Below are 12464 nucleotides of genomic sequence, written 5' to 3'. Positions count from 1 at the left end.
TATCGCGATTTACCACTAACTGTGCGCGGATCCTGCCCGAGACTGGCCTGGGGTTGATATGATAGCCCGAGTTGTATTACGAGGAACTGGCATGCGGCAAATCAAATCCTGGGCCCAATATTATGTGGATTGGCTGACTCGGCTGGGGATCATTCGCTTCAGCTTGTTACTGGCGCTCTTCATCATAGTGCTGGCGGTGCTGATCCAGATGGGAGTGACGCTGTTGCTCCGTGGCATTGTCGATGTGGTCGACATAGTGCGCTCGGTATTTTTCGGTTTGCTGGTGACTCCCTGGGCGGCCTATTTCCTTACCGCTGTGGTCGATGAGCTGGAAGACTCCCGGCAGCGTCTGACCCATATGGTCAGCAAACTACAGGAGATGCGGGAACGGGATCAGGCGTTGAATGTGCAACTGCATAGCAACATCAGCCAGTTAAATCAGCAGATTGAAGAGACTCACAGGGCCGAGGTGGCGCGGCAGCAGGCCATGAGCGAGCTGAAGGCCGAAGTGGCCCGACGGGAGCAGGCACAGCTGGACTTGGAGGATCGCAGTGCCTTGTTGCGCTCCTTCATCGATAGTTCGCCAGACATCATTTACTACCGCAACCCGCAAGGGGAGTTCTCCGGCTGTAATCTGGCGATGGAAACATTGACTGGCTGTAAAGAGTCCGAGCTGATTGGCAAGACGCCCCATGACATCTATGAACCTGAGATAGCGGACCGAGTGGTGGAAACTGATCGTCATGTTTTTGCCAGCAATCAGACCTACACCTATGAGCAGTGGATGCGCTATCCCGATGGGCATACCGCCTGTTTCGAGATGCGCAAGGTGCCGTTTTATGATGCGCGGGGTAACCGCTTGGGGCTGCTGGGTTTTGGTCGCGACGTCACCGAGCGCAAGCGCTATCAGGAACAGCTGGAGCAGGCGAGCCGGGAGAAGACCACCTTCATCTCGACTATCAGTCACGAATTGCGCACCCCGCTCAATGGCATCGTCGGCCTGAGCCGGATTTTGCAGGAAAGCCGTCTGGATGCTGAGCAGCGTCAGTATCTCAATACCATCCATGTCAGTGCCGTCACCTTGGGCAATATTTTCAACGACATCATCGATCTGGACAAAATTGATCGCCATCGCTTGCAGATCGCGCCAGCCCGGGTCGACTTACCGGCATTCTTGAGCGATTTGGAGTCTCTGACCCGGCTGATGGCCGAGCAAAAAGGTTTGTATCTGCATGTGGATCTGGATGGTGATGTCCCTCCCTGGGTCTTGGCCGATGGAACTCGCTTGCGGCAGGTGCTGTGGAATCTGACCGGTAATGCCATCAAGTTCACGGAACAGGGCGGGGTGACGTTACGGATCTATATGCATCAGGAAGACGAGCGGCATGTTCATCTGCGCTTTGAGGTTGAAGATACCGGAGTCGGGATCCCTGCTGCCGAGCTCGACAAGATTTTTGCCATGTACTACCAGGTCAATGGCAAGAAGCATGCTGTCGGTACCGGCATTGGCTTGGCGGTGTCCCGACAACTGGTGGAAGCCATGGGGGGGACGCTGGAGGTGGATAGCGAAGAGGGTCATGGTAGCTGCTTCACCCTGGAGCTGGAGGTGGAGTCGCTACCGGAGCCAGCCCCGGAGAGCGAGTTGACGACTCCGGCACTGCGGATCCTGTTGGTCGAGGATGTGGAGCTGAACATCACGGTAGCGACCGCCTTACTCGAAAAGCTGGGGCACAGTGTGGTTCCGGCCCGTTGCGGCGAGGAGGCCTTGGCACTGATGCAACCCGAGGCGTTCGATCTGGTACTGCTGGATATCCAGTTGCCGGATATGACCGGATTTGAGGTTGCGGACCAGTTGCTGGAGCGCCATGGGCGCGAGACGCTGCCGCCGCTGGTGGCGTTAACCGCCAACCTGATCCGCGACAAGTCGACTTATCTGGCCCACGGCATGCGCGATGTGATCGGCAAGCCGCTGTCGGTAGACAATCTCAAGCGGGTGTTGCACCAGCTGTTTCTTGCGCCTGCGGCGCAGGATGCGGATCCGGCCGCGCTCGAGGCTGTGCCTGCTCTACCGGCTGTCGCGGCCGATGCGCCGGTGCTCGAGGATATTCTGGATCTGCCCTTTTTAACGGACTACGCCGACATGGTGGGCAAGTCGGTTTTGCTCGGAGCCGTGGAGCTGTTCGAGCAGATGATGCCGGATTATCTGGCTGAGCTGGAGCACCAGCTCGAAGCTCAGCAGCAGGACGGGATCGTCAGTGAGGCGCACAAGATCAAGAGCGCGGTCGGGGCCATTGGCCTGCGGCGTTTGCACCAATTGGCCAAACAGGCCCAATCCCCGGATTTGCCGGAGTGGTCGCAACAGATCCAGGTGTGGGTGGCTGAATTGCGGAGTGTCTATCCAAGCGATCTGCAGCAGTTGAAAACCTGGTTGGCCAGTTGATGGCGGGGAATAACTTCGGGAGAGTCACCGGATGATGAGATATGAGCAGTTGTTGCAACCGGCGCGTTTCAGTGACTTGCCTGCCGACTCCTTGCTGGATGCGACGGAAGCGGACCGGGCTCGCGTGGTACAGAGTGCTCCGGTGAGGCGTTTGCAGCAAAAAACTCAGGTTTTTCCTCTGGATGTCAAAGCCTCTGTTCGTAGCCGTTTGACTCATTCTCTGGAGGTGCAGCAGGTGGGGCGCCAGATCTGTCGAGCCTTGCTCCGCGCCAAGGAAGATGCCGGTTTACCGGAAATGCCTTTGTTGAATCTGCTGGAAATGGCCTGTCTGCTCCACGATGTGGGCAACCCTCCGTTCGGCCACTTTGGCGAGTCGGTGCTGCGGGAGTGGCTGGGGCAGCAATTGCCACTTCTCTATGCCCAGTGCTTGGCGCAGGAGCCGAGTGAGCTATGGACTCGGACTCTCCAACCGGACCTGCTGGCGTTTGATGGCAATGCCCAGAGCTTGCGGCTGGCGCACTCCCTGCAACAGATGGATTTGACCTATAGCTTGCTGGCGACCCTGATCAAGGTGCCGGTCGGCATGGGGGATGGCGCCGAACCCGGACAAAAGATTGGTTATTTTTACAGTGAGCGCCGATTGGTGAGTCAGCTACGGCAACAGCTGGGGGTGCAGATGGGGCAGCGATTCCCGCTGGTTTATCTGATGGAGGCGGCCGACGATCTCTGTTACTGCATCGCCGATCTGGAGGATGCGGTCGATCGTGGCTTGTTGAGCCTGCTCGAGCTGCAACAGCACCTGCTCTCGGTCTGGCAGGGTGATGCGTATCTCTCCGGGCTGCTGGCCGAGGCGCAGGCTAGCGTAGAGGGCTTCTTTCCGACCTTCCGTGCGCGCTTGACCGATGAGGTGGTCCGGGTGGTGGTGGCGGAGTACCTGCAGCATGAGTCCGCGATCCTGGAGGGGCATTTCGCTGGCAGTTTACTGGCCAGCGGTCATCCAGCCATCGAATTGCTGTCACTCTTGCGTCAGCTCGCCCGGGATCGGATTTTTCGTTGTCGTGAGATTGAAGCGCTGGAGCTGGAAGGATATGCGGCATTAACCGGCGTACTGGATAGTTATGGGCGACTGCTGACGCTGACTCATGCCGAATTTATGGCGCTGCTGGCGGATGACGAGGGCAGTGGCCATGCGCTGCATCGACGTTTATCCCATCGTTTATCGCGGCGACATCTGGATGCCTATCGCCGGGCGGTCAGGGATCTTGAGTGCGAGGATGCTCGTTGGGAAGAACTGGAGTGGTATTACCGGGTGCGTCTGCTCGTCGACTATGTCAGTGGCATGACCGATACCTATGTGCAGGCGGAATACCGGTTACTGCGTGGCTTCTGATGACGCAAGGGGCGCTAGAGTCCCCTTGGTCATCAAGTTGTGAAGGTTAGCCTGAGATCAGGGCAAAGGCGCGATTATCGATACTGTGTTGGAACTGCTTATGCAGCATCTCCAGCAGCAGATAGGAGCGCTGATCGCCGTCCGGCTCCAGATAGAGGGCTTCGAGTCCGGCAAAGGCGCCTTCGTTGATCCGTACCTTATCACCGCTGCAGGGTAACTGACTCAGCAGCGCTCGCACCTCGTCGCTATCTTCGTGACACATCAACGAATAGACCAGCTCCTTGGGAACCTTGGTCCATTGATTACCAAAGCGCACCATATGACGCAGACCCCGGGTGGAGTTCAGGCGATAGGGGGGGAAGGTATCCAAATCGACTTGCACAAACAGATAGGAGGGGAACATGGGCTCCATCCGTGCGACACGGTGGCCCCGCTGTAACTTCTCGACCTGAACCATGGGGTAGTAGCTGTCCACACCCTGATTTCTCAGGTGCATGCTGGCTCTCCCCTCTTCGCGATGGCGGCAATACGCTAAATACCAGTCTTTCATGGCGGTAACTTCCGTGATCCGTGCAGTTTTTTTTGTTAGTTATCGTATTCATTATGCTCAGCCCAACAATAGCGACTGAAAAAAAGAAAGGCCACGCTTTCGTGGCCTTTCTGTGGATTCTAACCGCATTTACAAAAAATTACACGGCCGGGGTTGGCGTGTTACCAGCCCTTGACGACGCCGCCTTTGAACAACTCTTGTGCGGCTTTGTAGACTTCATCGCTTTGATAGGCCTGCACGAACTGTTTGACCTTTTCTGCATCCTTGTTGTCTTCACGAGCCACCACCAGATTCACGTAAGGTGAGTCCTTGTCTTCGACAAACAGACCATCCCGAGTTGGCAACAGGTCAATTTGCGAGGCATAGGTGGTGTTGATAATCGCCAGATCCACATCATCCAGGGAGCGTGGCAGTTGCGCCGCTTCCAGTTCGACAATCTTGACTTGCTTCGGATTGCCGACGATATCCAGCACTGTTCCATTCAGGCCGACATCTGCCTTCAGCTGGATGATGCCCTGCTTTTGCAGCAGCAGCAAAGAGCGGCCGAGATTGGTCGGATCGTTGGGGACCGCGATTTGGGCGCCTTCTTTCAACTCAGCTATGGTCTTGATTTTCTTGGAGTAGCCAGCTATCGGATAGACGAACGTATTGCCCACAGCCGCCAGTTTGTAGCCACGATCCTTGATTTGTGAATCCAGGTAAGGCTTGTGTTGGAAGGCGTTGACATCAATGCTGCCATCGTTGAGCGCGACGTTTGGCGTGACATAGTCGCTGAAGCTGACAATTTCGACTTCCAGGCCGAACTTCTCTTTGGCGACTTGCTTGGCTACTTCCACCACCTGCGCTTCGGTACCGGCAATCGCACCGACTTTGATATGGTTGTCTTGTGCATCTTTGCCACATCCCGAGATCAGCAATGCAGAGAGCAAGGCGGCGGCAGTATGTAGTGCATATTTCATGGAAACCTCCTGTTGGATAAAACTCGATTTTTTAGCGATGATCGACACGTTTGACCAGACGGTCACCCAGTCCTTGGATCAGTTGCACCAGCAGCACCAGAATCACCACGGTGACCAGCATAATGGCAGGGTCAAAGCGTTGATAGCCGTAGCGAATACCCACATCCCCCAGGCCACCACCACCGATAGCACCCGCCATCGCCGAGTAATTCACCAGGGTTACCAGCGTGATGGTGAGAGCATTGATAATCCCGGGCAAGGCTTCGGGTAGTAATACTTTCTGGATGATCTGCAGTGGTTTTGCTCCCATGGCCTGAGCGGCTTCCTGAAGACCGAATGGTACCTCGATCAGGGCGCCCTCAATCAGGCGCGCGACAAACGGAATGGCGCCGACGGTAAGGGGGACTATGGCGGCAACCGTACCGATACTGGTTCCGACGATGAGTCGGGTAAACGGAATGATGGCCACCAGCAAAATAATGAATGGCACCGAGCGGCCGATATTGACGAGGGTGCCCAGCAGGCGCTGCAGTTTCGGTTGGGCCAGGATTTGTCCGGCTTTGGTCACATGCAGGGCCACGCCCAATGGAATACCCAATAACGCACTGAACAGTGCCGACGCTGCGACCATGAGGATGGTTTCACCCAAGGCCAGGAGTAACAAATCAATCATGGCTGCGGACATAGCCTAATACCTCTACCTGGATTTGGTGCTCACGGAAAAAATCGATGGTCTGTTGCGTCGCGGCCGGTGTGGCAAACAGTTCGGCGAGCAGGAAACCAAATTTGACGCCACCAGCGTACTCAATGTCGGCGCTGAGAATACTGACATCGATTCCGAATTGGCGGCTGGCTTGGGAAATCAGCGGCGCATCGACCGTATTGCCACTGAAGCCCAGGCGCAGTAAGGGCCAGCTCTGCTCAATCCGCTCGTCCAGCAACCGGGCCTGATATTCCTGGGGGATCGGTAAGTGAATGGTGGAGCGAATAAAGTCTTGCGCCAGTTGGGTCTTGGCATGAGAGAAGAACCAGGCGACTTCCCCTTGTTCGATTAACTCCCCCTCGCTGATGATGGCGACCCGATCACAAATACTCTTCACTACATCCATTTCATGGGTAATCAGCAATATGGTCAGCCCCAGTTTGAGGTTGATCTCTTTGAGCAGGGCCAGGATGGATTGGGTAGTTTGTGGATCCAGCGCCGAGGTGGCTTCGTCGCACAGCAATACCTTGGGCTCGGGAGCCAGAGCCCGGGCGATGGCGACTCGCTGTTTCTGTCCACCAGAGAGTTCAGATGGATAGGCATCGGCACGATTGCTCAGGCCCACCAGATCCAGCAGCTTGGTGACCCGTTGCTGAATACCGGCTTTATCTATGCCTGCCAGCTCCAGAGGTAGCGCAACATTCTCGAATACGGTTCTCGAGGCGAGCAGATTGAAGTGTTGGAAGATCATGCCAATCTTGCGACGGGCCAGGGTCAGCTCATGATTCGCCAGCGCGGTTAATTCGATACCATCGACTTCGACATGGCCTGAGGTTGGTCGCTCCAGAAGATTGACACAACGAATGAGGGTGCTTTTACCAGCCCCGGATGCGCCAATCACCCCGAAGATTTCCCCCTTGCCGATCTGCAGGTCGGTGGGTTTGAGGGCGACCACGGCCTGGGAGCCTTGACCGTATGTTTTTGCAATTTTACTTAGTTTAATCATGGTTAATCTCATGCTACGGCGGCGTCTGTCACTGGTTATGACTGGAGCTGCAGCCAAACTGGCTAGATATGCCAGTAATCATGGTAAAAGATGCTATGGCGTTCACAGAGTTGTGTCAACGGACTTTTTTATGTCTGGATGGCTAAATGGCTACTATCTATAGCTAAATAGTTGCTAACGCCACCCTGCAAGAGTAGTGGATTCCGGCATAGAAGGGCGATGTGTGGTGCGTAACAGGGCGAGGCAGAAATGACTCCGGGGCGCAGCGCGCCCCGGAATCATCAGTTATCAGGAGGATAATATCGAATTAATCGACTTCCAGGGTGCCACAAAAGCGGTAGCCTTCACCGTGGATGGTGGCGATGATTTCCGGAGTATCTGGCACCGATTCAAAATGTTTACGGATCCGCCGGATAGTCACGTCTACGGTTCTATCGTGTGGTTTGAGTTCACGACCGGTCATCTTCAGTAATAAGTCAGCACGGGTCTGGATTTGGCCCGGGTTTTCACAAAAATGCAGCAGGGCTCGAAACTCGGAGCGTGGAAGACGAAATGATTCGGCTGATGGATTGATCAGGCTCCGGCTGTTGATATCCAGCGTCCAGCCATTGAAACGGTAGTTTTGCTGCTGGTTCGTCGCAGTACCTGAAGTGTCATCCCCGCGACGGGTGCGGCTGAGCAGGTTGCGGGCCCGGATCGTCAGCTCGCGCGGATTAAATGGCTTGGTGATGTAATCATCGGCGCCAATTTCCAGGCCAAGGATCTTATCTACTTCATTGTCGCGCCCGGTCAGGAACATCAGGCCGGTTTGGCCTTTCTCACGTAACTCACGGGCCAACAGCAGGCCATTTTTCCCCGGTAAATTGATGTCCATGATGACAAGATCAACATCATTGTCGGTTAAAGCTTCATGCATCTCATCGCCGTTATTGGCTTCGAGCACATCGTAGCCTTCTGCTTCAAAGATGCTTTTCAGAGAATTGCGTGTCACGAGCTCGTCTTCGACGATCAGGATCTGTGGTGTGTGCATGGACATTACCCAGGAGGTTAAAAAACTGACAGAAAATTTAACATTTCGTTTTACTAAAGGCGATGAGTAGTTCACAGCGCTTAGTGCAGCAAGCTATTTTTTCGGTGATTTTGACGCTGTGGTCTCATTCCTCGGGCGTACTTCAACCTTTCAAGGATTGAAAGAAACCCATGTGTAACGGGCAGGGAATGTATCAAGTAACAGGCGGTTAACAATAGCTGACTGGGGGGGAGGGGCAAGAATCGAGAGCTTGTTTGACGTATATCAACTTTAATCGGAAGGTCAAATGGTGGAAGCGCGATTGCTCGTAAAAGACGAGCAGGGTGGCGGTGCGGTTAAAACTGGTAAGCGAGGCCCAAGGCAATTTCTTGCAGGCTCTCATCTTTGGAAAGGCCATAGGCGGCCTGTACACTCAGGACTTGGCTTAACTGCAGGGTTGAGCTGAATTCGAGCTGGGTATCGGACGTTTCAGCAAAAATTTGCCGCATGCTGCTGGATAGGATCAGGTTGTCATTCCAGTGGTAACCGACACCGGAGCTGAATTGATAGTTCTGTTGAGTGATGCCATCCACATTGGGCTTGGCGGCGCCCGTTTCAAAGAAGGAGTACCAACCTTTCCAATTCTCTTGATAGCCCCCTTTGAATTGCCAGTCATAGATCAACTGCTGTTTGGCGTACAAGTTCTGCTCGAGCAGAGAAGGCGTGTAAGTACTGACATAGATATGATCGCCAAGAGCCGTTTTCCCTGATCCAAAGCTGTGCACGACCGCCCCTGCCGGGCTCATCATGGCCAGCATACAGATAGCAAATAAGAGACGGTTGCCTAGTCGGTTCATGGGACTCCCCGCATACAATGAGCATAAGCATGGCACAGCTACATCCCAGGATCAGTGAGCCAAGTTATATTTATGGTCGGTCACCCCGCGGCACCATGGGAATAATAGTGCAAGTGCTGGTATTCCCCCGGCGCTGACGCTAGATTGGCGCCCTCGTGGGAGAGGGAGATGCTATGGAACTCATTTTTATCCTGATGGCGCCGGCACGACCGGAAAATGTCGGTGCTGCGGCACGGGCTCTCAAGACCATGGGGTTAGCACAGTTGCGGATTGTTGCTAGTGATGTGCATACCCGGGATGAGGCGCACTGGGTTGCTCATGGCGCACAAGAGGTGTTGACCAGTGCGCAACGGTTTGATGATTTACCTGATGCCTTGGCTGACCTGGATCTGGTGGTCGCGACAACGGCGCGGCAGCGTGGCGAACACTACCGTTATTTGACGCCGGATGAGGTGTGCCAGCAGATCCGCAGCAAATCCAGCTTACGTCGTATCGGCATTCTGTTTGGGTGCGAAGAGTCCGGTTTGTCCAATGCCCAACTGGCACAAGCCGATCTGGTTAGCTATTTGCCATTGCGAGTGGGTTACCCCTCCTTGAATCTGGGGCAGGCCATCATGTTATATGCCTATGAGCTCTCCACATTATTCGATGGGGAAACTGTCCCCGAGCAGGTTGCCCAACCTGAACAGGCTCAGGTCCATGCTCTGCAATCACAATCAGAACAAATACTCGATGCAATCGGTGTATCTCAGGATGAAAAACTAAGGAAGTGGGTGCTGGATGGCATTCCTATGCTGGCACAGCGGGATATGAACCTGTTACATCTGCTGTGCAAGGATCTGGCCAAGGCGTTGGCAAATTCAAGAATAGATTGACAGGTAGTAGGGCAATCCGGTATTGCTAAGCGCGTTTATTCATTCAGGTTTGATTTCCAACATGCTGTCAGTGATCACCCGCACCACCACAATTATTATTACCGGCACCACCTTGGGTGGTATCGGGGCGGGCTGCTGAGTGCACTGACAACAGGTTCAGAAATTTCAAAAGCCCGTACCCCTAAGGTACGGGCTTTTTCGTTACAGGGAGATGTGTATGCGTGTTTTGAAGTTTGGAGGCTCTTCACTGGCTGATGCCGAGCGTTTTTTGCGGGTATCGGACATTGTGGTTAACAACCAGCAGCAAGCTCAGGTGGCGTTGGTTCTGTCAGCTCCTGCCAAGGTGACCAATCACCTGGTTGCCTTGGTGGAACAGACGAGCCGGGGGCTGGATGCCTCAGAAACTCTGGCGCAGATTGAAGGGATCTTCACCCGCCTGATTGCTGGCTTAAAGAGTAAATATCCAGCGCTGGACGACAGCAAGCTCAAGGCGCGAATGGAGCTTGAATTTGCCGGTGTTCGTCGGCAGATGCAAGGCATCACCCTGCTGGGCCAATGCCCGGATAATATTCAGGCGCAGATCCTCAGCCGCGGTGAAGCCCTATCCATTGCCTGCATGCATGAATTGCTGAGTGTTCGTGGACATGAGGTGGTGCTGATTGATCCGGTCAAGCTACTGCTGGCTGAAGGTGGTTTCCTGGAATCCCATGTCAACATCGATGTCTCCCGTGCCCGTTTTCAAGCCGAGCCGCTCAAGGCTGAAGCTGTCTATTTGATGGCAGGTTTCACCGGCGGCAATGAGAAGGGTGAACTGGTGCTGTTAGGGCGCAATGGCTCGGATTACTCCGCAGCTTGTCTGGCCGCCTGTGTCAGCGCCGAGTGCTGTGAAATCTGGACTGATGTGGATGGTGTCTACAGTTGCGATCCGCGTTTGGTGCCGGATGCGGTGCTGCTCAAGCGCATGTCGTATAAGGAAGCGATGGAGCTTTCTTACTTTGGTGCCAAGGTTCTGCACCCGCGGACCATAGCGCCCATCGCTCAGTTCCATATTCCTTGTCTCATCAAGAACAGTTTCAACCCACAGGGCGAGGGCACTCTGATTGCCGAGCAGGGCGATGACGAGCTACCGGTCAAGGGCATCTCCGATCTGGCCGGGATCTCCATGATCAACGTCAGCGGCCCAGGTATGAAAGGCATGGTCGGCATGGCCGGTCGCATCTTCACCGCGGTTTCCCGTGCCGGTGTATCCATTACACTGATCACCCAGTCCTCTTCCGAGTACAGCATCAGCTTCTGTATCCATACCTACGATGCGGAAAAGGCCCGTCTGATCCTGGAAGAGGAGTTCGAGCTGGAACTGAAGGCCGGATTGCTGGAAGCCATCGAGATGCGTCATGAGCTGGCTATCATCTCGGTGGTCGGCGATGGCATGCGCACCAGCAAAGGCGTTGCGGCGCGTTTCTTCCTGTCGCTGGCACAGGGCAACATCAATGTGGTGGCCATCGCACAGGGCTCCAGTGAGCGCTCTATTTCCGCGGTCGTGACCAAGGGTAAGGTCAACGAGGCCATCAAGGCGTGTCACCAGAACTTCTTCACCAGCATGCAGTTTATCGACCTGATCCTGGTGGGGTTGGGCGGCGTCGGTGGCGCCTTGTTGGAACAAATCCGTCGTCAACAGCCAGTGCTGGCGGCACAGGGCATCGGCTTGCGTGTGGTCGGTCTGGCGAACTCCCGTAAACTGGCACTGAATCGAGATGGCCTGGATCTGGCCAATACGAGTGCTTTGCTCGAAGAGGCAGCCCACGGTTTCACGCTGGGTGCGGTGAAAAAATTGGTCGACGATAGTCACCTCATCAACCCGGTGATCGTCGACTGTACCTCTGATGAGTCTGTGGCTAACCAGTATGCCGATTTCCTGGCGGCCGGCTTCCATGTGGTTACACCGAACAAGAAAGCCAATACCAGCTCCATGGCCTACTACCGTGAGCTGCGTAAAACCGCACAATTAACGCGCCGCAAGTTCCTGTATGAAACCAACGTGGGTGCTGGTTTGCCGGTCATCGAGAACCTGCAGAACCTGATCAAGGCAGGTGACAAGCTCAAGGCCTTTGACGGTATCCTCTCCGGCTCCTTGTCCTTTATCTTCGGCAAGCTGGATGAGGGGATGAGCTTCTCCGAGGCGACTCTGACCGCCAAGGGCAAGGGCTTCACCGAACCGGATCCGCGAGATGATCTCAGTGGCATGGATGTGGCGCGCAAGCTGCTGATCCTGGCTCGTGAAGCGGGTATGGTACTGGACTTGGCCGACGTGGAGGTCGAGCAAGCTCTGCCACCAGATTTTGATGCCAGCGGCGATACCGAGAGCTTTATCCGTCGTTTGCCGGAAGCGGATGCTTGGTTTGCCAGCAAGGTGGCCGAAGCCAAAGCGCAGGGGCAGGTCTTGCGCTACGTTGGCTCCATCAAGGATGGTAAATGCAAGGTGGCCATCAAGGCAGTGGATGACAATGATCCCCTGTATAAGGTCAAGGATGGCGAAAACGCGCTGGCGTTCTTCTCTACTTATTATCAGCCGATTCCTCTCGTGCTCCGCGGTTACGGAGCGGGAACCGAAGTCACTGCGGCGGGGGTGTTTGCAGATCTGCTGCGTACCCTGAATTGGAAACAGGAGGTTTAAC

10 protein-coding genes are annotated in these 12464 nt (G+C 55.0%); 4 read left to right on the top strand and 6 right to left on the bottom strand.

The window, feature by feature from the left end:
- Window positions 1–91: 91 nt before the first annotated feature.
- Window positions 92–2440: an aerobic respiration two-component sensor histidine kinase ArcB gene (gene arcB / locus ACZYUB_RS00620; protein WP_463944710.1), complete on the top strand. Its 2349-nt coding sequence runs from the start codon at window positions 92–94 to the stop codon at window positions 2438–2440.
- 31 nt (window positions 2441–2471) lie between these two features.
- Window positions 2472–3830, top strand: coding sequence for a dGTPase (gene dgt / locus ACZYUB_RS00615; protein ID WP_463944709.1), 1359 nt, complete (start codon window positions 2472–2474; stop codon window positions 3828–3830).
- A 46-nt stretch (window positions 3831–3876) separates the two neighbouring features.
- Here the strand turns inward: dgt and rfaH are convergent, their stop codons facing one another.
- The 6 genes from rfaH to ACZYUB_RS00585 all read right to left on the bottom strand — a co-directional run bounded on the left by rfaH (window position 3877) and on the right by ACZYUB_RS00585 (window position 8914).
- Complete coding sequence (rfaH, locus tag ACZYUB_RS00610; protein ID WP_460882031.1) at window positions 3877–4380, bottom strand: transcription/translation regulatory transformer protein RfaH; 504 nt, start codon at window positions 4378–4380, stop codon at window positions 3877–3879.
- A gap of 161 nt (window positions 4381–4541) precedes the next feature.
- The gene (metQ, locus tag ACZYUB_RS00605) at window positions 4542–5339 is read right to left on the bottom strand and encodes a methionine ABC transporter substrate-binding lipoprotein MetQ (protein WP_460882032.1); all 798 of its coding nucleotides are present in this window, start codon (window positions 5337–5339) and stop codon (window positions 4542–4544) included.
- Between the two features lie 31 nt (window positions 5340–5370).
- A complete protein-coding gene (locus ACZYUB_RS00600; protein ID WP_460882033.1) occupies window positions 5371–6024 on the bottom strand; it encodes a methionine ABC transporter permease in 654 nt (217 codons plus the stop codon).
- Window positions 6005–7048 carry a methionine ABC transporter ATP-binding protein MetN gene (gene metN / locus ACZYUB_RS00595; RefSeq protein WP_463944707.1) on the bottom strand — a complete coding sequence of 348 codons (1044 nt, stop codon included), beginning with the start codon at window positions 7046–7048 and terminating at the stop codon, window positions 6005–6007. The genes ACZYUB_RS00600 and metN overlap by 20 nt, the downstream gene beginning before the upstream one ends.
- A 307-nt stretch (window positions 7049–7355) precedes the next feature.
- The gene (gene arcA / locus ACZYUB_RS00590) at window positions 7356–8078 is read right to left on the bottom strand and encodes a two-component system response regulator ArcA (RefSeq protein WP_463944706.1); all 723 of its coding nucleotides are present in this window, start codon (window positions 8076–8078) and stop codon (window positions 7356–7358) included.
- A gap of 335 nt (window positions 8079–8413) precedes the next feature.
- On the bottom strand, window positions 8414–8914 hold the full coding sequence (locus ACZYUB_RS00585) for a hypothetical protein (protein ID WP_463944705.1): 501 nt from the start codon (window positions 8912–8914) through the stop codon (window positions 8414–8416).
- Between the two features lie 173 nt (window positions 8915–9087).
- Here ACZYUB_RS00585 and ACZYUB_RS00580 point away from each other — a divergent pair, with 173 nt between their 5' ends.
- Together ACZYUB_RS00580 and thrA are read left to right on the top strand one after the other, a co-directional pair.
- Entirely contained in the window at window positions 9088–9789 is a 702-nt protein-coding gene (locus tag ACZYUB_RS00580; protein ID WP_463944703.1) for a tRNA/rRNA methyltransferase, read from the top strand.
- A 217-nt stretch (window positions 9790–10006) separates the two neighbouring features.
- Window positions 10007–12463, top strand: a complete 2457-nt coding sequence (thrA, locus tag ACZYUB_RS00575) for a bifunctional aspartate kinase/homoserine dehydrogenase I (protein WP_463944702.1) — start codon at window positions 10007–10009, stop codon at window positions 12461–12463.
- Window position 12464: the final 1 nt, after the last annotated feature.

It is taken from the genome of Pseudaeromonas sp. HNCC25DJ182 (assembly GCF_055413365.1).
Note: the sequence above shows the minus strand (reverse complement) of the source record. Positions and strands in the feature narration are given on the sequence as shown.